25 protein-coding genes are annotated in these 23,848 nt (G+C 51.3%); 23 read left to right on the forward strand and 2 right to left on the reverse strand.

The annotated features are described in order from the left end of the window. Positions 1 to 10 precede the first annotated feature (10 nt). The 5 genes from thiI (at position 11) to B5E82_RS14885 (ending at position 4,261) form a co-directional block, all read left to right on the forward strand. Complete coding sequence (gene thiI, locus B5E82_RS14865) at positions 11 to 1,192, forward strand: tRNA uracil 4-sulfurtransferase ThiI (protein WP_087308333.1); 1,182 nt, start codon at positions 11 to 13, stop codon at positions 1,190 to 1,192. A gap of 278 nt (positions 1,193 to 1,470) precedes the next feature. Further along, entirely contained in the window at positions 1,471 to 2,187 is a 717-nt protein-coding gene (locus B5E82_RS14870; RefSeq protein ID WP_087308334.1) for a hypothetical protein, read from the forward strand. A 50-nt stretch (positions 2,188 to 2,237) separates the two neighbouring features. Beyond that, positions 2,238 to 2,738, forward strand: coding sequence for a sigma-70 family RNA polymerase sigma factor (locus B5E82_RS14875; protein WP_162610798.1), 501 nt, complete (start codon positions 2,238 to 2,240; stop codon positions 2,736 to 2,738). A gap of 3 nt (positions 2,739 to 2,741) precedes the next feature. Next, positions 2,742 to 3,617, forward strand: a complete 876-nt coding sequence (locus tag B5E82_RS14880) for a hypothetical protein (RefSeq protein ID WP_087308336.1) — start codon at positions 2,742 to 2,744, stop codon at positions 3,615 to 3,617. Between the two features lie 155 nt (positions 3,618 to 3,772). After that, on the forward strand, positions 3,773 to 4,261 hold the full coding sequence (locus tag B5E82_RS14885; RefSeq protein ID WP_087308337.1) for a GNAT family N-acetyltransferase: 489 nt from the start codon (positions 3,773 to 3,775) through the stop codon (positions 4,259 to 4,261). A 248-nt stretch (positions 4,262 to 4,509) separates the two neighbouring features. Here B5E82_RS14885 and B5E82_RS14890 read toward each other — a convergent pair whose 3' ends face one another. Then, positions 4,510 to 4,743 (reverse strand): HPr family phosphocarrier protein, encoded by a 234-nt coding sequence (locus B5E82_RS14890; protein WP_087308338.1) that lies wholly within the window; start codon positions 4,741 to 4,743, stop codon positions 4,510 to 4,512. Positions 4,744 to 4,848: 105 nt separating this feature from the next. Between B5E82_RS14890 and mtaB the strand changes: the two genes are divergently transcribed. The 14 genes from mtaB (at position 4,849) to codY (ending at position 18,649) form a co-directional block, all read left to right on the forward strand. Continuing rightward, on the forward strand, positions 4,849 to 6,153 hold the full coding sequence (gene mtaB / locus B5E82_RS14895; protein ID WP_087308339.1) for a tRNA (N(6)-L-threonylcarbamoyladenosine(37)-C(2))-methylthiotransferase MtaB: 1,305 nt from the start codon (positions 4,849 to 4,851) through the stop codon (positions 6,151 to 6,153). A 93-nt stretch (positions 6,154 to 6,246) separates the two neighbouring features. Then, positions 6,247 to 6,504: an IreB family regulatory phosphoprotein gene (locus tag B5E82_RS14900; protein ID WP_087308340.1), complete on the forward strand. Its 258-nt coding sequence runs from the start codon at positions 6,247 to 6,249 to the stop codon at positions 6,502 to 6,504. 26 nt (positions 6,505 to 6,530) lie between these two features. Continuing rightward, positions 6,531 to 6,983 (forward strand): Holliday junction resolvase RuvX, encoded by a 453-nt coding sequence (ruvX, locus tag B5E82_RS14905; protein ID WP_087308357.1) that lies wholly within the window; start codon positions 6,531 to 6,533, stop codon positions 6,981 to 6,983. Between the two features lie 3 nt (positions 6,984 to 6,986). Next, on the forward strand, positions 6,987 to 7,250 hold the full coding sequence (locus tag B5E82_RS14910) for a DUF1292 domain-containing protein (RefSeq protein WP_087308341.1): 264 nt from the start codon (positions 6,987 to 6,989) through the stop codon (positions 7,248 to 7,250). A gap of 21 nt (positions 7,251 to 7,271) precedes the next feature. Next, entirely contained in the window at positions 7,272 to 7,754 is a 483-nt protein-coding gene (locus B5E82_RS14915; RefSeq protein ID WP_087308342.1) for a Fur family transcriptional regulator, read from the forward strand. After that, a complete protein-coding gene (locus tag B5E82_RS14920; RefSeq protein WP_087308343.1) occupies positions 7,751 to 9,415 on the forward strand; it encodes a ribonuclease J in 1,665 nt (554 codons plus the stop codon). Before B5E82_RS14915 ends, B5E82_RS14920 begins: the two co-directional genes overlap by 4 nt. A 10-nt stretch (positions 9,416 to 9,425) precedes the next feature. Continuing rightward, positions 9,426 to 9,824 (forward strand): endolytic transglycosylase MltG, encoded by a 399-nt coding sequence (locus B5E82_RS14925; protein ID WP_087308344.1) that lies wholly within the window; start codon positions 9,426 to 9,428, stop codon positions 9,822 to 9,824. Then, positions 9,825 to 10,472: an O-methyltransferase gene (locus B5E82_RS14930; protein WP_330398384.1), complete on the forward strand. Its 648-nt coding sequence runs from the start codon at positions 9,825 to 9,827 to the stop codon at positions 10,470 to 10,472. Positions 10,473 to 10,475: 3 nt separating this feature from the next. Next, positions 10,476 to 11,723 (forward strand): peptidase U32 family protein, encoded by a 1,248-nt coding sequence (locus B5E82_RS14935; protein ID WP_087308345.1) that lies wholly within the window; start codon positions 10,476 to 10,478, stop codon positions 11,721 to 11,723. 113 nt (positions 11,724 to 11,836) lie between these two features. Continuing rightward, entirely contained in the window at positions 11,837 to 12,454 is a 618-nt protein-coding gene (sigK, locus tag B5E82_RS14940) for an RNA polymerase sporulation sigma factor SigK (protein ID WP_087308346.1), read from the forward strand. 356 nt (positions 12,455 to 12,810) lie between these two features. Beyond that, positions 12,811 to 14,427: a YifB family Mg chelatase-like AAA ATPase gene (locus B5E82_RS14945; protein WP_087308347.1), complete on the forward strand. Its 1,617-nt coding sequence runs from the start codon at positions 12,811 to 12,813 to the stop codon at positions 14,425 to 14,427. Beyond that, complete coding sequence (dprA, locus tag B5E82_RS14950; RefSeq protein WP_087308348.1) at positions 14,428 to 15,549, forward strand: DNA-processing protein DprA; 1,122 nt, start codon at positions 14,428 to 14,430, stop codon at positions 15,547 to 15,549. Between the two features lie 86 nt (positions 15,550 to 15,635). Then, positions 15,636 to 17,720, forward strand: coding sequence for a type I DNA topoisomerase (gene topA / locus B5E82_RS14955; RefSeq protein WP_087308349.1), 2,085 nt, complete (start codon positions 15,636 to 15,638; stop codon positions 17,718 to 17,720). 155 nt (positions 17,721 to 17,875) lie between these two features. Further along, a complete protein-coding gene (gene codY, locus B5E82_RS14960; protein ID WP_087308350.1) occupies positions 17,876 to 18,649 on the forward strand; it encodes a GTP-sensing pleiotropic transcriptional regulator CodY in 774 nt (257 codons plus the stop codon). A gap of 152 nt (positions 18,650 to 18,801) precedes the next feature. Here codY and B5E82_RS14965 read toward each other — a convergent pair whose 3' ends face one another. After that, positions 18,802 to 19,668, reverse strand: coding sequence for a MurR/RpiR family transcriptional regulator (locus tag B5E82_RS14965; protein ID WP_087308351.1), 867 nt, complete (start codon positions 19,666 to 19,668; stop codon positions 18,802 to 18,804). 181 nt (positions 19,669 to 19,849) lie between these two features. Between B5E82_RS14965 and murQ the strand changes: the two genes are divergently transcribed. From murQ to B5E82_RS14985, 4 genes are read left to right on the forward strand one after another with little or no spacing between them, the layout of a single operon-like run. Continuing rightward, positions 19,850 to 20,761 carry an N-acetylmuramic acid 6-phosphate etherase gene (gene murQ / locus B5E82_RS14970; protein ID WP_275533168.1) on the forward strand — a complete coding sequence of 304 codons (912 nt, stop codon included), beginning with the start codon at positions 19,850 to 19,852 and terminating at the stop codon, positions 20,759 to 20,761. Positions 20,762 to 20,767: 6 nt separating this feature from the next. Beyond that, the gene (locus B5E82_RS14975; protein WP_087308353.1) at positions 20,768 to 22,228 is read left to right on the forward strand and encodes a PTS transporter subunit EIIC; all 1,461 of its coding nucleotides are present in this window, start codon (positions 20,768 to 20,770) and stop codon (positions 22,226 to 22,228) included. 1 nt (position 22,229) lies between these two features. Continuing rightward, positions 22,230 to 23,279 carry a MupG family TIM beta-alpha barrel fold protein gene (locus tag B5E82_RS14980; RefSeq protein ID WP_087308354.1) on the forward strand — a complete coding sequence of 350 codons (1,050 nt, stop codon included), beginning with the start codon at positions 22,230 to 22,232 and terminating at the stop codon, positions 23,277 to 23,279. After that, positions 23,264 to 23,761 (forward strand): PTS sugar transporter subunit IIA, encoded by a 498-nt coding sequence (locus B5E82_RS14985; RefSeq protein WP_087308355.1) that lies wholly within the window; start codon positions 23,264 to 23,266, stop codon positions 23,759 to 23,761. Before B5E82_RS14980 ends, B5E82_RS14985 begins: the two co-directional genes overlap by 16 nt. The last annotated feature ends 87 nt before the right edge of the window (positions 23,762 to 23,848 follow it).

Genomic DNA, 23,848 nt, shown 5'->3' on the forward strand with positions numbered 1-23,848 from the left:
GGGGAAAGAGATGTTTCACGCATTTTTGATAAAATATGGAGAGATCGGAATCAAGGGTAAGAACCGGTATCTGTTTGAGGACGCGCTGACAGCCCAGATCCGCCATGCGTTAAAGCCGGTGGAGGGAGAATTCCGAGTAACCAAGGAGCAGGGCCGTATCTATGTCCAGGCCCAGGGAGACTTTGATTTTGACGAGGCAGTGGACGCTCTGCGCCGTGTGTTCGGCATTGTGGGAATCTGTCCGGTGGTGATTCCGGAGGATCAGGGCTTCGAGAAGCTGGGGGAGGATGTGATCTCCTACCTGAAGGATCGGTATGGGGAAGATTGCGATAAGACCTTCAAGGTCCACGCGAAGCGCGCCCGCAAGACCTATCCCATGGCATCCATGGAGATGAACGCGGAACTGGGAGCCCGGATTCTGGACGCCTTTCCGAAAATGCAGGTGGATGTGCACAAACCGGAGCTGATGCTTCATGTGGAGATTCGAGAGAAGGTTTACTTGTATTCCGATGTGATTCCCGGTCCGGGCGGCATGCCGGTGGGAACCAACGGAAAATCCATGCTTCTGCTTTCCGGCGGCATCGACAGTCCGGTGGCAGGATACATGGTGGCAAAGCGCGGCGTCAAGATTGACGCGGTCTACTTTCACGCGCCGCCCTATACCAGCGAGCGGGCAAAGCAGAAAGTGGTGGATCTGGCGGAGAAGGTATCCCGTTTCACAGGCCCCATCTATCTGTATGTGGTGAATTTTACAGAGATTCAGCTCTACATCTATGAAAAGTGTCCCCATGATGAGCTGACCATTATCATGCGGCGCTACATGATGCGGATCGCGGAGCGGATCGCGGAGAAAACAGGAAGTCTCGGCCTGATTACCGGCGAGAGCATCGGACAGGTGGCGAGCCAGACGGTTCCCAGCCTGGCGGCGACCAACGAGGTCTGCACGATGCCCGTGTTCCGTCCTCTGATTGCCTTTGATAAGGAAGATATCGTCACGATCTCCAAGCAGATCGATACCTACGAGACTTCCATCCAGCCCTTCGAGGACTGCTGCACGATTTTTGTGGCAAAGCATCCGGTGACGAAGCCGAACATCAACGTAATCAAGCGTTCCGAGCTGAAGCTTGCCGAGAAGATAGATGAGATGGTGGACAAGGCCATCGAGACGGCGGAGCTGATTGTGGTAGGATAACAGTGACGATGTTACCAAGGCGCATTGTTCCTTGGATACCGACATTAAAACATGAAATATACTGGAAAGCCTTATGGAAGCCTGGCAGTGTTTACCAGGATTCCGTAAGGCTTTTTCTGCGGAAGGCAGGTTTATGCCTTTTAAGAGTTAAAGTATTGATTTTTCAAGGTCAGAACACAGAAGAGAGTGAGAAATTTGAAAAAAATTAAAAAAACCTCGTCGAAAATTACTTCTCATCCGTCTAATAGATATAAGACAAAGAAAAAGGAGAAAAATTTATGAAAAAGAACATCGTATTATTATTAACAGCAGTTATGGGCTTTGCGGTTTTAGCAGGCTGCGCAGGAGGAACAAAGAACAGTACAGCCAGTGTGGAGATGACAGGAAACGGTACGCAGAGTTCTGCGGATACAGATACAGAGACAGGAAGCGCGGCCAAGACAGGAGCTGCGCAGGCGGATGCCGGCACAGTTTCCTTTGACTGGCTCCCGGCAGGAGTGGAGCAGCAGAAAGCGGAGACAGAGCACAATGAAGAGCTTCAGAAGCTGATAACGGAATATTACGAGATTCCCGATTACGAGCTGGCGGATTCCAGATATTATTACAATTATGTGGATCTGGACAGCGACGGGGAAAATGAAATCTTTGCCGTTGTAGTGGGAAGCTATACCAGCGGTTCCGGCGGATCTTCTGCTCTCTGGTGCGCGGAACAGGACGGAGAACTTGTGGTGAAACAGGCGTTTACGCTGGTGAACATGCCTGTAATTGTGGTGGATAACGAAGATGGCGGAGCAAAAGATCTGATTCTGGAGCGTTCCGGCGGCGGAGCAGAGACAGAGTATGTGACGCTCACCTGCGCGGACGGTGTGTATACCAATGTTTCTGACGCGGAGACGGTCAGCAGCAGCGATCTGCAAAACGTACAGGGCGTGGCTATCCTCTGCAACGATCTGGCGGAAGACATGCAGACGGGAAACTATCTGACTCTGGAATAATGCAGAGAAATAAAGAAATGAAGAAATAAAGAAAAACTATGAAAAGGCATTTGGGAAAACACGAATTTGCGGATAAAGTCATGGAAAACCGTAAGAGGTTTTACTGCATTGCCTACAGTTATGTGAAAAATGAACAGGATGCTCTGGATATTATCAGCGAGGCTACCTGCAAGGGGCTGCTTCATTTAAAGGAGCTGGATAAGGCGGAGCATCTTGTCACCTGGATGACGCGGATTATCGTAAATACATCCATTGATTTCATACGGAAAAATTCCCGCACTGCCGCGCTCCCTGAAGATTCGAAAGGATATCCGGATGACGCGGATTTGAGAAACTCCCAGGCAGAAGAGCCGGAGAGAGAGGCTCTGATGGATCTGTACAACGCGATGGATATTCTTGATCCTGAGGAGCGGACCTGTATTGTGCTGCGTTATTTTGAAGCCTATAATTTTCGTGAGATCGCGGAAATGCTGAAGATGCCTGAGAGCACAGTAAAATCCCGCACCTACAGGGCACTGGAAAAAATGAAACAGCACATGACTGGAGGATAGAATATGGATGCAGAAAAATTTGCTTACGAAATGATAGAAGTGCCTGATGACAGACTTGTGCAGGCCATATACAAAGGGATGGGAAAGGCGCGGCAGCTCAGAAGAAGACAGTATGTGACCCGGTCCCTTACGGCAGCGGCAGCAGCTTTTGCGCTTCTTGTGTGCAGCGCCAATGTCCCTTCGCTGTACGCGTATGCCAAAGAAATCCCCGTCCTGGGCGAATTCGTCCGCGCCCTTCATGTGGGCGGCGGCGGAGAATCTACGAGGCATGAGGATATTGAGATTGAGATTTCTGACAGCGAGCTGGTGCTGCATTTTATAGACAAAGGGAGAACTACCGACACCGTAGCTCCTTACGAAGTACAGTATTACAGCGCGCCATCCCGGATTGCGCTGACGCTTCAGAGCCTGACAGAGGAAGAATATGGAAAGCTGGAAAGCGGAATTCGGTCCATGAATGGAGTGGAGGATGTCTACCGCACGCAGGCGGAGGGAAAGGATGAAATCAGCTTTGCGATAGTCCTTGACCGGCTCTATGACTATGAGGTCATCGAACAGATCTTCCCGGGCATGCTTTCTATCCGCCTGTTTCAGGATGCCTATTACACAGCGGAAGAAAGGGCTCCGGAGCAGAAAGTATATTATCTGCGGACAAAAGGAATGGAGCAGGACGAAGAATTCAGAAGCCTTCTGGTTAAATATCGGGCCGAGTCTCCGGCTCAGGTGAAGACGCAGGAAGGAAGCTTCATTCTGACAATCGGAGAATTTGCATCCGAGGAGGAAGCAGAAAACCGGCTCGCGGAGTTACAGAAGAATTACGGGGGAGCGGCGGAATTCCGGGTATCTTCCGGAATGGCAAAAGAAGTGCCGGAAAAATGAATAAAGTATTCGCATAAAGCATACCTGTGGGTGACAGGAGAGAAGTGTACTCTTGTCATCCGCAGGTATTTCTTTTACAATGGAAGAAAGGGAGAAGATGATGATAAAATATATAAATTAGGAGAATCCCAAATAGCGGAAGAAGGAAAAGAAACATGAACATACATATCCGAACCTATACATCGAAAGACTGTCTTCTGCTTGCTCAGCTCTTTTATGACACCGTTCATACAGTAAATGCCCGGGATTATACACCGGAACAGCTTCAGGCCTGGGCGCCCGGCCTGCCGGATTTGGAGCAGTGGGATCGTTCCTTTCTGGAGCATACGACATTTGTGGCGGAGGCGGAGGGAGTCATCGCCGGCTTCGGGGATATAGACGGGACAGGTTATCTGGATCGGCTGTATGTGCATAAGGATTACCAGGGGAGAGGAATCGCCACGGCTCTCTGCGATGCGCTGGAGAGGTCTGCCGGAGAGGCAGAGCGGATTGTAACCCATGCGTCCCTGACAGCAAAGCCCTTTTTCCTTTCCAGAGGGTATCGGGTGAAAAAGGAGCAGCAGGTGGAAAGAAACGGGACTCTGCTCACGAATTATGTGATGGAGCTCCGGAAGGACGGAAGGCCTGAAAACCGGAAGCTTTGAAAAGGGGAAAGACCTGCACAGGACATTTCTGCCGGTTGCCCTGCTATTCTATCTGTGATAGAATAGGGAGAATCGATGCGGGACCAGAAAAACGCTCTGGACCGCAAGGTCAAGAGAGCGGCCTGGGCCGCGTCCAGATGGCTCACTGCCCGCGAAAATAAAAAAATAAAAAATCTGCCCGGCAGACCGGACAGATTCCTGACAGCGCACACGCGCAGGATTCGTTTGTATGTGTAAGATGCCTGTGATTATTCGATGATGTAGGGCTTCAGAACCTCAAGAATTGCGTCCATCTCTTCATTGGCATGGATGTTCAGGTCGATGGGTTTGGACAGGTCCAGGCTGAAGATGCCCATGATGGACTTGGCGTCGATCACGTACCTTCCGGATACCAGATCGAAATCTACATCAAACCGTGTAATCGCATTTACAAAGGACTTTACCTTTTCAATGGAATTCAGGCATATCTTGACTGTTTTCATATTGCATAACCCTCCTAATGATATTCTGTTGAATTCATTTAGATCTTAATACCGGGGTTGGTAAAAGTCAATGCTAAAATCTTAAATTTGAAAGGAAAATAAACCATGAAAAAGGCCGCTTTACATAACCTTGGCTGCAAGGTGAACGCTTATGAGACGGAGGCCATGCAGCAGCTGCTGGAACAGGCGGGATACGAGATCGTGCCCTTTGAGGAGAAGGCAGACGTCTATATTGTGAATACCTGTACGGTTACGAATATCGCAGACCGCAAATCCCGCCAGATGCTGCACCGGGCGAAAAAACAGAATCCGGAAGCGCTGGTGGTGGCGGCAGGCTGTTATGTGCAGGCGGCGGAAGCGGAGCTCAAAGAAGACAGTGCCGTGGATCTGCTGATAGGAAATAACAGGAAGAAAGACCTGATTTCCATTCTGGAGGCCTATGAGTCAGGAGTCCAGGAGGATGCGGTCATCGACATCAATCACACGAAAGAATATGAGGCTTTATCCGTCACCCAGACTGCGGAGCATACCCGTGCCTATGTGAAAGTACAGGATGGCTGCAACCAGTTCTGCAGCTACTGTATCATCCCCTATGCCAGAGGGCGGGTGAGAAGCCGTCCGGCTTCGGAGGTCTGCCAGGAGATAGCATCCCTCGCCCGGGCCGGTTACCAGGAAGTGGTCCTTACCGGAATCCATTTGAGCTCCTACGGACTTGATCTGGAAGGGGAGAGCCTGCTTTCTCTGATTCAGGCGGTTCATCAGATAGACGGAATCCGGAGAATCCGCCTGGGCTCTCTGGAACCCCGGATTGTGACGGAGGAATTTGCGGCGGCTCTGGCCGGCATGGAAAAATTCTGTCCCCATTTTCATCTGTCGCTGCAGAGCGGCTGTGACGCGACGCTTAGCCGAATGAACCGGCGCTATACGGCGGAAGAATATGAGAGGACCTGTGAGCTTCTACGCAGAACCTTTGACCAGCCTGCGTTGACGACGGATGTGATTGTGGGCTTCCCGGGAGAGACTGAGGAAGAATTTGAAGAGACGCTTGCGTTTCTGAAGAGAATCCGTCTGTTTGAGACTCATGTGTTCAAATATTCCAGGCGCAGGGGTACCCGGGCCGCAGTGATGGAGAATCAGATACCGGAACAGGTGAAAACGGAGCGGAGCAGGATTCTCATGGAGCTCGACCGTGAGAATTCGGAAGCCTACATTCTGGAGCAGAGAGGCCGGGATGTGGAAATCCTGATCGAGGAGAAAATGGTTCTGAACGGGACGGAATACCAGGTGGGGCATACAAAGGAATATATCCGCGCGGCTGTGATTGCAGAGCAGGATCTGACGAACCGGATTGTTTCGGCCAGAATTGAAAATATGCTGGAAGAAAGGCTCTGTCTGGCCAGTCTGCGGTGAATTCCGCGCGTTTGAACTGCCAGGAATTTTGTCTTGTATTTTCAGATATTTTAGAGTACAATAGTGGGTAGTGGTGTTCAGGAGCGTGAAAATATGAGCAGAATAGATAGCACACAGAACTTCAAAGTGGTGTCTGAGTCTGAGAACCGTGTGGGAGATATTCTTACGCAGGTCTATCAGGCAATGACAGAGAAAGGTTATAATCCGGTGAATCAGATCGTGGGTTATATCATGTCCGGAGATCCGACCTATATCACCAGCCACAATAACGCCCGGAGTCTGATTATGAAAGTGGAGCGCGACGAGCTGGTGGAAGAGCTTCTGAAGGTGTATATTTCAGTAAAGGTATGACAAAAACTGGTATTCAGGAGCAGAATATGAGAATTCTTGGTCTGGATTACGGTTCCAGGACGGTTGGGGTGGCAGTGAGCGATCCCCTTGGTATTACAGCCCAGCCGGTGGAAATTGTCCGGAGAAAAGCAGAAAACAAATTAAGGCAGACCCTTGCGCGCATCGAAGAACTGGTAAAGGAATATCAGGCTGAGCTGCTGGTGCTGGGACTGCCGAAGAATATGAATAATACTCTTGGAGAGCGGGCTGAGAGAACTCTGGAATTTAAGGATATGCTGGAGCGGCGGACAGGACTGCCTGTAGTGATGTGGGATGAGCGGCTTACGACTGTGGCTGCGAACCGCGCGATGATGGAAGGCGGAGTGCGCCGTGAAAACCGCGGCCAGTATGTGGATGCTCTTGCGGCGGCTCTGATTCTGCAGGGCTATCTGGACAGCTCAGGAATGCAGAAGACTGCGGAAGCGCAGGATGAGGAATAGAGAATGGAAAAAATTTCGTTTACTTTGGATGAGACTGGTGAAGAGGTCTTATTCTATGTATTAGAAGAGACACGTCTGAACGGCACCGACTATATTCTGGTGACAGATTCCCAGGAAGGCGATGGAGAAGCGCTTATTTTGAAAGATTTATCTTCGGATGGGGAAAGCGAGGCTCTCTATGAGATCGTGGATGACGATCGGGAGCTTCAGGGCGTTATGGAGATTTTCGAGCAGCTGCTGGAGGATGTGGATATCACCCTGGAATGACAGGAACGCAGGTGAATATCATTGAAGATTGACAGAGAGAGTTTTAAAGAGCTGCTGAAAGAAAAAGGTTTGAAAATGACCAGGCAGCGTCTGGTTGTGCTGGAGGTGCTGGCGGAGAATCCGGAACAGCATCTGACGGCGGAAGATATTTACGAGAGAGTAAAAGCAGCGAATCCGGATATTGGATTGGCTACTGTTTATAGGACAGTTCAGCTTCTGCTAGAGCTGGAACTGATTGATCGGATTAATCTGGATGACGGCTTTGTCCGCTATGAGATTGGAGATATCATGGGGGAAAAGCAGCATCACCACAGGCATCATCATCTGATCTGTCTGAAATGCGGCAGGGTATGCGCGTTTCAGGAGGATATGCTGGAAGCGCTTGAGACGGGGGTGAAGGAAGCGCTTGGTTTCCGGGTAACTGATCATGAGGTGAAACTCTACGGATACTGCAGGGATTGTTCGGAAAAAGAAAAAAGAGAGAATCAGGAGGAAAAAATTTGAGAAATATCAACAATTCAAAATTGCGGATCATTCCTCTGGGCGGACTGGAGCAGATCGGAATGAACATTACTGCCTTTGAATTCGAGGACAGTATTGTTGTCGTGGACTGCGGACTTTCCTTCCCTGAGGATGACATGCTGGGCATCGATCTTGTTATCCCTGACATCACCTATCTGAAGGAAAATATTGAGAAGGTGAAGGGCTTTGTTATTACCCATGGACATGAGGATCATATCGGTGCGCTTCCCTATGTGCTCAAAGAGATCAATGTGCCGATTTACGCCACGAAGCTGACCATAGGGCTGATTGAGAACAAGCTGAGGGAGCACGAGCTTCTGAACCGGGTGAAGAGAAAGGTGATCCAGCATGGACAGTCCATCAATCTGGGCGCTTTCCGTATCGAGTTTATCAAGACGAACCACAGCATCGTGGACGCTTCCGCTCTCGCGATTTACTGTCCGGCGGGCATCGTGGTGCACACCGGAGATTTTAAGGTGGATTATACGCCGGTGTTCGGTGACGCCATCGATTTACAGCGCTTCGGTGAGATTGGAAAGAAGGGCGTGCTGGCGCTGATGTGCGACAGTACCAACGCGGAACGGCCGGGCTTCACCATGTCGGAGCGGACTGTGGGCAGAGTCTTCGACAACATTATGTCAGAGCACAGAAATTCCCGTATTATCATTGCGACTTTCGCGTCTAATGTGGACCGTGTGCAGCAGATCATCAATTCCGCCTATAAGTATGGACGGAAGGTTGTGATTGAGGGGCGCAGCATGGTCAATGTAATCACGACAGCTTCCGAGCTGGGCTACCTTACCATTCCGGATAAGACACTGATCGATATTGAACAGATGAAGAATTATCCCGACGACCAGGTGGTTCTGATCACCACGGGAAGCCAGGGAGAGTCTATGGCGGCCCTCTCAAGAATGGCGGCCAACATTCATAAGAAGGTGCAGATTAAGCCGGGTGATACGGTTATCTTCAGCTCAAAGGCGATTCCGGGAAATGAGAAAGCGGTATCCAGAGTGATCAATGAGCTCTCCATGAAGGGAGCAGACGTCATTTTCCAGGACGCGCATGTATCCGGTCATGCCTGTCAGGAGGAAATCAAGCTGATTTATTCTCTGGTCAGGCCGAAATACGCGATTCCGGTACATGGCGAATACCGTCATCTGAAAGCACAGGCAGATCTGGCCCACAGTCTTGGGATCGAAAAGGAAAATATTTTCATTCTCTCCTCGGGAGATGTGCTGGAGCTGGGCGCTGACAGCGCGAAAGTAGTGGATCATGTACACACAGGCGCGATTCTGGTAGATGGCCTGGGTGTGGGAGATGTAGGAAATATCGTTCTGAGGGATAGACAGCACCTGGCCGAAGATGGTATTATGATAGTGGTCATGACGCTGGAGAAGCACAGCAATCAGCTTCTGGCCGGGCCGGACATTGTATCAAGAGGCTTTGTCTATGTAAGAGAATCGGAAGATCTGATGGAAGAGGCGCGGGCCGTCGTGGAAGACGCCGTGACGGACTGCCTGGACCGGGGTGTGTCTGACTGGGGCAAGCTGAAGAATGTCACCAGAGACGCTCTGCGGGATCTGATTTGGAAGAGAACCAAGCGTGATCCCATGATCCTGCCTATTATCATGGAAGTATAGAGGACGGAAGATGAATACAAGAAAAGCAGCTTTAACAGTCATATCCATTGCGCTTAAAATCGTCATATTTGCGGCGCTGATCGTGATTTTTTTCAGAATCGGCAGTATTGCCTATAATTATGGTCATGCTGTTTTTGAAGAGGAAGCCCTTGACGAGCCTCCCGGAAGGACCATCACGGTCACCGTAGAGGACGGTTCTTCGTCGATGGACATCGCCAGATTGTTGGAAGAAAAAGGTCTGGTAGATGACTGGAAGCTCTTCTATCTTCAGATCCTGTGTTCCAAGTACGCGAATACCATGCAGCCAGGCACTTATGAGCTTTCTACGGCTATGAAGCCCAGGGAGCTGATGGCGGTCATGTCTGGTGAGGAAGTGGAGCTCGAATGGGAACAGGGAGAGGGATCATAAGTGATTGCGGGAGAGAGAACAACAGCCTATATCAATTCACTTGACAGAGGCAATACGGAGCTTTTAAATCAGATAGAAAAAGAAGCGAAGGAGGCCTGCGTGCCGATCATACGCCAGGAGATGCAGAGCTTTTTGAAAACGCTGCTTGCAGTGAAAAAGCCGAAAGCGGTTCTGGAGGTAGGAACAGCCGTAGGCTTTTCTGCGCTTTTGATGTGTGAGTACGGGCCGGCAGACATGGCTCTTACGACCATTGAGAAATATGAAAAACGGATTCCTGTGGCAAAGGAAAATTTCCGCAGAGCAGGCCGGGAGTCCCAGATCACCTTTCTGGAGGGAGACGCGGCGGAGATACTGAAAGAGCTTGAGGGAAGCTTTGATTTTATTTTTATGGACGCGGCGAAAGGGCAGTACATTCATTTCCTTCCGGATGTGCTGCGGCTTCTGGAGCCGGGAGGGCTTCTGATCTCCGACAATGTGCTTCAGGACGGAGATATTATGGAGTCCCGTTTCGCGGTGGAACGGCGGAACCGGACGATTCACAGCCGGATGAGGGAATATCTGTATACCCTGACTCATCATCCGGAGCTGGTAACTTCCGTGCTGCCCCTGGGCGACGGAGTGACCTTAAGTGTAAAGGAGAGCAGATAGCAGATGAAAGAGCAGAGGAAAAAACCGGAGCTTCTGATACCGGCCAGCAGCCTGGAGGTCCTGAAGACTGCCGTGGCTTTCGGCGCGGATGCTGTCTACATCGGCGGAGAAGCCTTCGGTCTCAGAGCCAAGGCGAAAAATTTTTCCCCGGAGGATATGAAAAAAGGAATCGAGTTCGCTCACGAGCATGGCGTACGCGTTCATGTGACGGCGAATATTCTGGCTCATGACCGGGATTTGGAGGGAATCCGTTCCTATTTTCAGGAGCTGCGGGAGCTGAAGCCGGACGCGCTGATCATTGCGGACCCGGGCGTGTTTATGCTGGCAAAAGAAATCTGCCCGGAGATCGAGCGGCATATCAGCACGCAGGCCAATAATACCAATTATCTGACCTGGCGGTTCTGGTATGAGCAGGGCGCAAAACGGGTGGTGTCTGCCCGGGAGCTGTCTCTGCAGGAACTGAGGGAGATCCGCAGGCAGATTCCGGAAGATATGGAGATTGAGACCTTTATTCATGGCGCCATGTGTATTTCCTATTCCGGCCGCTGCCTTCTGAGTAATTATTTTACAGGCCGGGACGCCAATCAGGGCGCGTGTACGCATCCCTGCCGCTGGAAATATGCGGTAATGGAGGAGTCCAGACCCGGCGAATATCTGCCGGTTTATGAAAATGAGAGAGGCACCTTCATTTTCAATTCCAAGGATCTCTGTATGATCGAGCATATTCCGGAGCTTCTTGATGCGGGAATAGACAGCTTCAAGATCGAGGGACGCATGAAGACAGCCCTTTATGTGGCTGCGGTAGCCCGGACCTATCGGAAGGCCATAGACGACTGTCTGGAGTCGGAGGAACTGTACCGGAGCCATATGGACTGGTATAAAGAGCAGATCGCGGCCTGCACCTACCGGGATTTCACGACAGGTTTTTTCTATGGGCGGCCTGATGAGAGCGCTCAGATCTATGACAATAATACCTATCGGAAAGGATACACCTATCTGGGAATTGTGGGCGGCGTGACACAGGAAGGCCGCGTCTGTATCGAACAGCGCAACAAATTTTCCGCAGGTGAACAGATAGAGATCATGAAACCGGACGGAAGCAATCCGCTGGTTACGGTAGAAGAAATCCGGGATGAGGAGGGAAACCTGATGGAAAGCGCTCCCCATCCGCAGCAGAAGCTTCAGGTAAGGCTTTCCGGACAGGCAGAAATCTATGACATTCTGCGCAGAAAAGAGGAGGGCGCCTCATAACTGCCGTAAAAAGGCATGTATGATTTGGACGGAAAAAGAATAAGAATTTAGGAAAGGCACTTCTTTGGGTCAGTTATCATAAGATAGTATAAATCCACCAAAGAGGTGCCTTTTTGAAGACTTTTCCGCAACCATTACCGGCGAAAGAGGAGCAGTATTACCTGCAGAGGCTGAAAGAGGGCGACGCTCATGCACGCGATATCCTGGTGGAGCATAATCTCCGGCTTGTAGCCCACATTGTTAAAAAATATCAGGGGGCAGAGGAGGAGATGGAGGATTTGATTTCCATAGGAACCATAGGGCTGATCAAGGCCATATCCACCTTTGACAGTGATAAGGGGCCCCGTCTGGCGACGTATGCGGCCCGCTGTGTGGAGAATGAGCTCCTGATGTATTTCCGGGCAAAGAAGAAGACGGCCCGTGAGACCTCCTACTACGAGCCTATCGGGACAGACAAGGAAGGAAATGAAATTCACCTGCTGGATATTATGGAAAGCAGCGAGCGGGACGCTTTTTCCCAGATAAGCCTGAAGGCGGACAGTAAAAGGCTGTATGAACTGCTGGGCAAGGTCCTGACCCCACGGGAACAGAAAGTTTTGATCATGCGGTATGGACTTTACAATGGAAGAGAGTATACGCAGCGGGAAATTGCCGGGGAGCTTGGAATTTCCCGCTCTTATATTAGCAGAATCGAGAAAAACGCTCTGCTGAAGCTGAGGGAGTACTTTTAAAAAAGGCTGTGTCAGGGTGCAGGCTTCGGGATTTTCTGTATCCGGTGTTCGGTCCAGACCGTACACCAGGATAGCAGAAACCCCGGAGAGAACAGAAGGAGATTTATAAAAAATACATTATTCGCCGCAGATGTTTCGGGATCGTCTGTTATCATGAGGAGCCGCATGCAGATGCAGTTCCCTGTGCAAAATGACGAATTTTGTGAAATACTGGAATCATGCGTGACTTTCAGGTAAAAATAAGGTAAGATGAATCTATCCCGCACCGCGGTCCCGCGGTGCGGAGCTTTCACCGGCATTCGCCGGAAGCTTTTCCATGATTTTAAAATTGAACAAAAGAGAAAAATATCGGAGGGATGAAAAGAAAGGAAGGAATCAGATTGTTCAGCAAGGTATTATCGGCCGGAATCAGCGGAGTGGACGCTTATCCGGTCCGGGTGGAGGCGGACGTAAGCGAGGGCCTGCCTCAGTTTCTGATGGTAGGATATCTGGCATCCGAGGTAAAGGAAGCGGGAGACCGGGTGCGGACGGCGCTTAAAAATACGGGATATCCCCTGCCGGCCAGGAGAATCACCGTAAATCTGGCCCCGGCTGGCGTGCGTAAGGCAGGCTCCCGGTTTGATCTGGCTGTAGCGGCGGCTGTGCTGGCTTCCATGCAGAAGGTTCCGGCAGAGAATCTGAAGGGGCTCATGATCGCGGGCGAGCTGAGTCTGAGCGGACAGGTGCTGGGAATTCCCGGCGTGCTGGCCCTGGCGGAGGCTGCCAGAGCGGCAGGCGCCGGAAGATGTATCGTGCCCGTGGCGAACGCGCGGGAGGGAGCCCTGATACAGGAAGTGGAGGTAATAGGCGTCTCGGATCTTGCGGAGCTGATCGAGCTGCTGCGCCATCCGAAACTGGGGAAAAGGACGGTAGTGGACGGCAGCAGACTGCTGGAGCAGGGCGTGCAGACTCTGGAGGAAGATTTTGCGCAGATCCGGGGGCAGAAGGCTGTGAAGAGGGCTGCGGAGATCGCCGCCGCCGGCATGCACAATTTTCTGATGATTGGTCCGCCGGGTTCGGGAAAGACCATGGTAGCCCGGAGAATTCCCGGAATTCTGCCATCTTTAAGTCTTCGGGAAAGTCTGAAAATCACAAAGATTTACAGTGTGGCGGGACTTCTGCCGCCTGAAGAGCCTCTCGTTGCCCGAAGGCCCTTTCGGGCTCCCCATCATACGACCACGGCAGAGGCGATGGCGGGAGGAGGAAGGCTTCCGCTGCCCGGAGAGATCTCTTTAAGCTCCGGCGGCATTCTGTTTCTGGATGAGCTGCCGGAATTCCGCCGCCCGGCCCTGGAGATTTTAAGGCAGCCGCTGGAGGAACACAGAGTCTGTGTATCCAGGACTGCGGGGACTTATGTGTTTCCGGCTGATTTTATGCTGGTGGCGGCCATGAATCCCTGTGCCTGCGGATATTATCCGGACAGAACCCGCTGCAGCTGCGCTCCCCGGGAGATATCCCGGTATCTGGGCCGTTTAAGCCAGCCTCTGCTTGACCGGATCGATATCTGTATGCAGGTGCCGAAGCTTTCCTATGAGGAACTGCAGGAAGACGGAAGTGAAGAAAGTACGGAAGAGAGCGGGGCAGAAAGTATGGCGGAAAGTACAGCGGAAAGTACGGCGGAGATCCGAAAACGGGTGGAAAAGGCTCATCAGATTCAGAAGGAGCGCTTCCGGGGAATGGCGGCCTGCTTCAACTCCCGCCTGAATGTACGGGATACGGAAAAATTCTGCCGGCTGGGGCTTGCGGAGAAAGAATTGCTCCGGCAGGCTTTTGACAGACTGTCCTTAAGCGCCCGGGCCTATCACAGGCTGCTGCGGACGGCCAGGACCATAGCGGATCTGGCAGGAGAAGAAAAAGTGCGGGAAGAACATATTCTGGAGGCTCTGGGATACCGTCCGCCGGAGCGCGGCGAATGGCTGAAGGAGGTATACTGAATGGGAAAACCGGATAGAGAGATGGAACAATACTGGCACTGGTTCTGCGCGCGGCTTTTTTCAGATCCGGCTCTGGAGCACCGGCTCCTGGAGCGGTTCGGCACACCGGAGGCGGTATATCTGGCAAAAGAGGAGACACTTCTTAAGGCCTTTCCTTCCAATCGGGAAAAACTTTCCGCTCTCTGCGCGGGCCGGAAAACGTGGGATTTTGAAAAAGAGAGGGAGAGACTTAAGCGCCTGGATGTCCATTTTGTGAGTCTCTCTCATCCGGATTATCCGGCCCGGCTGAAAAGAACCGGCAACGCGCCCTGCGGCCTGTTTTTCAGGGGAGGCCTTCCTCAGGATTCGGTTCCTTCTGTGGCAGTGGTCGGGGCGCGCAGCTGCAGCCCTTATGGCAGGAATGTCTCTTTCTGGTTCGCGCGGGAGCTTGCGGAACGCGGTGTTCAGATCATAAGCGGCATGGCGCGGGGGGTGGACGGTATAAGCCACAGAGGGGCGTTTGCAGCGGGAGGAAAGACTTTCGGCGTACTGGCAGGGGGCGTGGATATCTGTTATCCGGAGGAAAACAGGGATATCTATATGAGGCTGGAGAGCCAGGGAGGGCTGATTTCCGAAAGCCCGCCGGGCATTCGTCCGCTTACGTTCCTGTTTCCCCAGCGAAATCGTATTTTAAGCGGTCTCTCAGACGCGGTTCTTATAATAGAAGCAAAAGAGAAAAGCGGCTCTCTTATCACGGCGGACTGCGCTCTGGAGCAGGGCAGGGAGGTTTATGCGGTTCCGGGGCCCCTGGGAGAACCCTTAAGCGCAGGCTGCCATAACCTTATCCGGCAGGGAGCGGGGCTGGCCGTGTCGCCGGAAAAGCTGCTGGAAGATCTTGAGATTTTACCCGGAATTAACATGAAAAATATGCAAAAGAATAAAATTACTCTTGAAAGGTCTGAAAATTTGGTGTATAGTTGTCTACGTTTACAGGCCCAGAATCTGGGGGAAATCTGTCAGAAGACAGGGCTTTCCCCAGAGGAAGCCTTAAGCGTATTAGCAAAACTGCAGCTGAAGGGATACGCCAGGGAAGTTTCCAAGAACTATTATACTGTCGTGAAATCAGATTCTGTAAGTATTTAAAGGCAGAAGTATGATGTATAAGGAAGAAAAAGGAGCGCGGCGTCATCCCTGAAGCAGAGGAAATATCAGAGAAAGAGGAAGGATATATGGCAAAAAATCTGGTGATCGTAGAGTCTCCGGCCAAGGTGAAGACCATTAAGAAATTCCTGGGGTCAAACTACGAGGTACTGGCTTCTCAGGGACATGTCCGCGATCTTCCCAAAAGCCAGCTCGGCTTTGACGCGGAGCACGGCTATGAACCCAAGTATATCACTATCCGCGGCAAGGGAGAGATTCTGGCGAAGCTTCGTAAGGAAGCGAAAAAAGCTGACAAGATCTATCTGGCTACCGACCCTGACCGTGAAGGGGAAGCGATTTCCTGGCATCTGTCTCAGGCACTGAATCTTGACGGGAAAAAGGTATATCGAATCACATTCAATGAAATCACCAAAAGCGCAGTCAAGGAATCCTTAAAACATGCCAGGGAGATTGACATGAACCTGGTGAATGCCCAGCAGGCGCGGCGGATGCTGGACCGCATGGTAGGCTACCGCATCAGTCCGATTCTGTGGGCAAAGGTAAAGAGGGGATTAAGCGCCGGGCGCGTGCAGTCTGTGGCGTTAAGACTGATTGCGGACCGGGAAGAAGAGATCAACGCCTTTGTGCCGGAGGAATATTGGACGCTGGACGCGGATTTTCTGGCAGCCGGGGGGAAAAAGCCTCTGCAGGCTCATTTTTATGGCACAAAGTCCGGGAAAATGACTTTGAAATCCAAAGAAGAGGTAGAGCAGGTTCTGGCCGATCTGGAAGGCGCGTCATATCAGATCAGCGAGGTGAAAAAGGGAGAGAGGGTAAAGAAAGCGCCGCTGCCCTTTACGACGAGTACACTGCAGCAGGAGGCTTCCAAGACGCTGAACTTCTCCACACAGAAGACCATGAGCGTCGCCCAGCAGCTCTACGAGGGAATTGATATCAAAGGAAATGGTACGGTCGGTGTCATCACATATCTGCGTACGGATTCCACCCGTGTGTCTGAGGAGGCTGAGAAAGCGGCAAAGACCTATATCAGTTCTGTCTATGGAGAAAATTATGTTTCCAAAGGGCAGAATTCCAAAGCATCCGGGAAAAAGATCCAGGATGCCCATGAAGCCATCCGGCCGACGGATCTTTCCAGAACACCGGCAGCTCTGAAGGATTCACTGACAAGAGAGCAGTTCCGTCTGTATCAGCTGATTTGGAAACGTTTCGCTGCCAGCCAGATGTCAGACGCGGTCTACGAGACTTCATCTGTGAAGATAGACGGCGGGAAATACCGGTTTACCATGTCAGCTTCCCGGGTATCCTTTGACGGTTTCCTTTCCGTCTATGCCCAGGATGAAGAAAAGGAAGGTGACAGCCGGATTCTGAAGGGACTGAGCACAGAGACGGAGCTGACGCTGCAGCAGTTTGAGCAGAAGCAGCATTTCACCCAGCCGCCGGCTCATTATACAGAGGCGGCTCTGGTAAAGACCCTGGAAGAGCTGGGAATCGGGCGCCCCAGCACCTATGCGCCCACGATCACGACGATCCTTGCGCGCCGCTATGTGGTGAAGGAAAATAAAAACCTGTATCTGACGGAACTGGGTGAGGTCGTCAATAACATGATGAAGCAGGCGTTCCCGAGCATCGTAGAGACGGATTTCACGGCAAATATGGAAGGACTTCTGGATAAAGTAGAGGAAGGCACGGTCAACTGGAAGACGGTGGTGGAAAATTTCTATCCGGATCTGGAGTCGGCTGTGGAAGCCGCAGAGAAGGATCTCAAGGAAGTAAAGGTAGAAGACGAGGTCACAGATGTGATCTGCGAAGAGTGCGGACGCCATATGGTAATCAAATATGGCCCCCACGGCCGATTTCTGGCCTGCCCGGGCTTTCCGGAATGCCGGAATACGAAGCCTTATCTGGAAAAAATCGGCGTGCCCTGTCCCAAGTGCGGCAGGGATGTGGTCCTGCGCAGAACTAAAAAAGGCCGGAAATATTACGGCTGCGAGAATAATCCGGAATGTGACTTTATGTCCTGGCAGAAACCGTCCAGAGAGAAATGTCCTGAATGTGGAAGCTATATGGTGGAAAAGGGAAATAAACTGGTCTGCGCCAATGAGACCTGCGGTTATGTGACAACAAAGAGGGAAGAAGCGAAAACTGGCTCATAAGTCTGGCAAAAGGGAAAAATGTCAGAATTTTTTGAAAAAGTGATTGTAAAATTTGATAGTATGTGTTAAAGTTTTACTATAGTTAAATCAGCTCTTCTTTGTATGAAAAAAGGGAAGAGACGGTGAATCCGGAGAGATACAGTGGAGGGAATACAGTGAGTGTACAATTATTAGACAAGACAAGAAAGATCAATAAGCTGCTGCACAACAACAGCTCCAGTAAAGTAGTATTTAACGACATCTGTGAGGTATTGACGGAAATTCTGAATTCAAATATTCTGGTAATCAGTAAGAAAGGAAAGGTTCTGGGAGCCAGCCGCTGCGAAGGTGTCGAAGAGATACAGGAGCTGATTACCGACAGCGTGGGCGGCCATATTGACGAAGCTCTGAATGAGCGGCTCTTGAGTATTCTTTCCACCAAAGAGAATGTAAACCTTCAGACTCTGGGCTTTGTTTCAGAGAATGTAAATGATTATCAGGCGATCATTACGCCCATCGATATTGCCGGAGAGAGACTGGGAACTCTTTTCCTGTACAAATACAAAGAGCAGTACGACATCGATGATATCATTTTAAGCGAATACGGCACCACAGTTGTGGGGCTGGAGATGATGCGTTCTGTGAACGAGGAAAATGAAGAAGAGAAGCGGAAGGTTCAGATTGTGAAGTCCGCCATCAGCACGCTGTCTTTCTCGGAGCTGGAAGCTATCACGCATATTTTTGATGAGCTGAAAGGAACAGAAGGCGTGCTTGTGGCAAGTCGTATTGCGGACAGCGTGGGAATCACCCGCTCTGTCATTGTCAATGCGCTCCGCAAATTTGAAAGTGCAGGCGTTATCGAATCCCGTTCTTCCGGTATGAAGGGAACCTATATCAAGGTTGTGAACGATGTGGTGTTTGATGAGCTGGCGAAGCTGAAAAAAGCATAGAAAGCGCCGGAATCAGAGTTCCGATTCGGGGAAGGCGCAGCGCTGAATGAACATTTGAAATAGTAGATAAGCAGAAAACGGGCATCTCTCGTCAGGGAGATGCCCGTTTTCTGCATGTGTCTGATTTCGTCTGCACAGTATTTTTTCCCCGCTCAGGAAAGCTTCGGCGGCAGATCAGAATCCCCTTTTTGTATATGGGTCCGCACAAGCTGTTTCATACAGTAGTCGTATTGTCTGCTGCTGAAGGCTGTATATAGGATATCCACGATATTCAGCTGGGAAATTCGTGAAGACATGGCTCCGTTCCGAAAAAGCGATTCGTTGGCGGCGGTATGAAGAAGGTAATCGGCCAGCTTGGCCACAGGGGAGGGCGCATAGCGCGTGACGGCAATGCAGGGCGTGCTGTTTTCTTTCAGAGCTTTCTTACATTCGATGACCTCCATGGTCTGCCCGCCGTAGGAAAAAGCGATACCCACATCCCGGGGCGTGGAATTGCGTGCCATCAGAAGCTGGGAATGCCAGTCCTCATTGACGACGCAGGGCTTATTCAGGCGCAGAAACTTCAGATAGGTATCCTTTGCAGCCGCCAGGGAGGAGCCCAGACCGAACAGAAGAATGGTATCGCAGTTGATTAACAGATCGACGCAGGCGGAAAAGGTATCCGGATCCAGAAGCCTCTGGGTGTCATTCAGAGAACGCATGTTGTTGAACGTTACTTTCTCGATGATGGTGCTCATGGAATCGCCGATGTTGATATTTTCTTCCTGGTGGGCGATATCCTTTCCCAGAACTTCCAGCTCCAAAGACAGGGCGTGGCGGAACTCCCGGTAGCCGGAGAAGCCTATCAGCCGGCAGACTCTCACAATGCTGGAAGGCGAGGCGTAGGTATTGCGCGCCAGCTCCCGGATAGTGAGGCGGCTGGCCGTCTCCGGATTGGCCAGGATATATTCGGTGATATTGGCCTCTGTGCTGCTCATGGAACTCTGAGCGTTCCGCAGTTTCAATAGTGCACTATACATAAAAAACCTCCAAACGTTTGATAGAATATGGGTAAATTATCAAAATACCCCCTCTGTATAAAACATTGTACCATAATTAAGAAGAAATATTGATAATTTGTTTGAAAAACATTATAGTAAATGCACGAAGAAAAAACGTTTTCTATGAGCTCAGGAAAAACGGGTTTTTAGAAAGGGGGAACTGAAAACGGAACTGAGAAAGTTTACAACAGAAACAAGAAATCCGGATACGATGAATCTGGATCAGATGACACCGCTGGAGATTGTCACTGCAATGAACAGAGAGGATCGCAAGGTGCCTGAGGCGGTAGAGAAATGTCTGCCCCAAATCGCAGAACTGGTTTCCGCGGTGGAAAAGGCATTTATGGAAGGCGGAAGGCTCTTCTATATGGGAGCCGGTACGAGCGGAAGGCTCGGTGTGCTGGATGCGTCCGAGTGTCCGCCCACCTATGGAGTGCCTGCCGAGATGGTGGTAGGCCTGATTGCGGGCGGAGACATCGCGCTGCGGAATCCCGTGGAAGGCGCGGAAGATGACAGGACGCTGGGACGAAAGGATCTGGAGGAGCGGAATCTGACTGCAAAAGATGTGGTGGTAGGAATCGCCGCTTCCGGCCGGACGCCTTATGTTCTGGGAGGCTTTGAGTATGCGAAGAGCCTGGGCTGCGTGACTGCAGCAGTTTCCTGCAATGTGGGAAGCGCTATCGGACAGGCGGCGGATATCGCCATCGAGGCAGAGGTAGGACCGGAGGTCCTCACAGGGTCCACCAGACTGAAATCGGGAACGGCTCAGAAGATGATTCTCAATATGATTACAACCGCTTCTATGGTAAGAATCGGAAAAGCTTATCAGAACCTGATGATAGATGTGGTGCAGAGCAACGAAAAGCTTCACACCCGCGCTGAGAATATCGCGATGGATGCCACAGGCGTGTCCAGGGAGGAGGCGCGCCGGGCCATCGACGAAGCGGGCGGCAGCGTCAAGCTGGCGGTGACCATGCTTCTGGCTGAGTGTGATGTGGAAACGGCCAGAGGACTGCTGGAGAAGAGCAGGGGGCACGTAAGAGAAGCAATACAGAGTATAAGTAGGAGGTAACCGGTGATGACGAATGAAGAACTGGTAAAGGTTATTCTTGATAAGGTTGGCGGGAGAGATAACGTTCTTGCTGCCACGAACTGTATGACACGTCTCCGCATCGATGTAAAAGACGATGCAAAGATTGACGAAGAGGGATTAAAGGGTACCGAAGGCGTCATGGGTGTGGTACATGACAAGGTCGGCTATGTGGAAGTCGTAGTAGGACCCGGAAAATGCAGAAAGTGCGCGGATATCTGCGCGTCGATGGACATTCCGGCCGCGGCCGGCGTACAGGCTTCCGAAGGAATGTCTGTGCAGAACGACTGGAAGGCAAATAAAGAGGCCGTAAAGGCAGGACAGAAGCAGAGCAAGGTAAAGGCAATGCTGAAGACCTTTGGTGAAATCTTTATTCCGCTGCTTCCGGGCGTAATTGCCGCCGGACTCTGCTCCGGTCTTGCCACTCTGCTTACACAGGTGGTTCCGGGCTATGCGGAAAGCTCCGTATGGAATCTGATTTACAACCTGCTGACGATGATCAATCAGGCCTTCCTGACCTATCTGACGGCCTGGGCAGGCTACCGAGCAGCAGAGAAGTTCGGTGCGACTCCCATCCTCGGCGGTATGCTGGGTATGATTACCACCCTGGGCGGCATTGACAATATCGCAATGATTCTTGGCCTCTATGACGAAGCGAACCCGCTGAACGCGATTCTGCGCAGCGGCCGCGGCGGTGTTCTGGCAGCAGTTATCGGCGTATGGTGCCTGGCAAAGGTAGAGAAGTGGATCCGCAAGCGTATGCCGGATGCACTGGATATCATGTTTACTCCGATCCTGACTCTGATTGTGGTACTGATTCCGTACATACTCGTTATCATGCCGGCAACCGGTTATATTTCCACCGGACTTTGCTGGATCGTGGAGCAGGTGTGCATGAGCGATGTGCTCGTGGTACGTATTATCGCAGGATATCTGTCAGCTCTGCTGTTCCTTCCGATGGTTGCAATGGGAATGCACCACGGACTGGTAGCCCTGTATACGGTACAGCTTGAAACTCTGGGCTTCGTAACCCTTTATCCGGCACTGGCCATGGCTGGAGCAGGACAGGTAGGCGCGGCGATCGCTATCTATCTGAAGGCAAAGAAAGTAAAGAATACAAGAATCCAGTCTGTTATCCGCGGAGCGCTTCCGGCAGGTGTGCTTGGTGTAGGAGAGCCTCTGATTTACGGCGTAACGCTTCCCATGGGCAAGCCCTTTATTACGGCAGGTCTTGGAGCAGGCTTCGGCGGCGCCTTTGTAATGGCCACGCAGGTAGCTTCTACTACATGGGGACCCTCCGGCCTTCTGGCTCTGTTTGTAATGACAGGCGGACCGGGCGGAGCGGCCATGTCTGTAGGCTGCTATGCAATCGGTCTTGCAATCAGCTATGTGATGGGCTTTGTGATAACAAATCTTATGATTAAGCCGGAAGAGGTAGAGAATATCTGATATGTTTGGAGCTTCGGTTTATCTTTCCGGGTTTGACGGGCAGCAGCCCCTGTGGGACGAAGCGGATATTTATTTTACTTCCCTTCACATCGCGGAAGAATTTTCTGAGACTTATGGGGAACGCGCGAAGGCTTTGCTGAATACCCTGCGGGAAAGTGGGAAAAAAATTATAGTGGATATTTCTCCCAGAGGCGTAAAGATGCTGGGGTACAGCAGCCTGCGCCAGTTCGCGGAGGAGACGGGAGCTGACGTGGTACGCTGCGACTACGGATTTTCCGAGAAGGAGATGGAGGAGGCGGCAGGGAGCGCAGTTCTGTGCTTCAACGCTTCCTCCGGAAGCTTCGAACTGGCCGGAAAACTGAAAGCAAAAGGACTGGAAGTCTGTGCCATTCATAACTTTTATCCGCGGCCGGAGACGGGGCTGGATGAGGAATATTTCGAAAACAGAAATAAAATTCTGCGGGAGCTGGGAATCAGGACAGCGGCCTTCCTCTCGGGAGACGGGCTTCGCAGAGGTCCTCTGGAAGAGGGGCTTCCCACACTGGAGTGCCACAGGAATCTTCCGCCTTATGTGCAGTACCTGCAGCTAAAGGAAAAGTATGGAATGGATCTTGTCCTGGCGGGGGACCCGGGTGTGTCAAAAGCGCAGCGGAAGCTGATTTCCGAAACCGAAAAGGATGGGGTGATCAGGATTCCTGCCTGCCTTGACGGGCGTTACCGGGAGCTGTATGACAGGACGTGGACGATCCGGGAGGACAGTCCGCGCTGGACTGCCAGACTGGAGGAGAGCCGTGGATACGCTTCCCAGGGAAGAAAGCTTCCGGCGGAAAACTGCCTGGAACGGACGCCTGGTTCCATTACCGTGGACAATGAAAAGTATCTGCGTTATTCCGGTGAGATACAGGTGGTGAAGGAAACGCTTCCGGCCTGTGACAGAGTGAATGTGATCGGCGCGGTGGATGAAGCCTATACGGGGCTTCTGGAGCTTCTCAGAGGAGGGAAAAAGCTGCGCTTTGTGGAAAAGGAGAAACTGGTATGTTCGGATTTTTGAAAAAGAATGACAAAGCGGAGAAGGCAGCGGCCGTTGAAACGGGCGAAGTGATTGGAGCGCCCATAAAGGGAACGGCGGTTCCAAGCTCTGAAATCAGCGATCCCACCTTCCGTGAGGAAATGCTTGGAAAAGGCATGGCCATCCGGCCGGCAGAAGGAAAAGTATATGCGCCCGCAGACGGCAGGATCGAGGTTATGATTGAATCCATGCATGCAGTCAGCATGGTGTCTGACGGCGGGGCAGAGATTCTGATCCATATTGGCCTTGATACGGTAGCTCTGAAAGGAAAGCATTTTACCGGCCATGTAAAAGAGGGCGACCGGGTGAAAAAAGGAGATCTGCTTCTGGAGTTCGACCAGAAAACCATTGAAGCTGCGGGGTACGATATGATTTCGCCGGTCATTATCTGCAACAGCGATGATTACCGGGAAATTACGCGTTATACCGGACAGCATTCTGGTGATATGTCAAGAACTTTTTGAAGATGATTTTGATGTGTTTTTCAGAAAAAAGGGTAACTTTAATAGACCTTCGGTATGTATTTCAAAAAACCGAATGTCAGTTCGGTT

The sequence above is a fragment of the Lachnoclostridium sp. An138 genome, assembly GCF_002160765.1.
In the GTDB taxonomy this organism is placed as follows: domain Bacteria; phylum Bacillota; class Clostridia; order Lachnospirales; family Lachnospiraceae; genus Laedolimicola; species Laedolimicola faecalis.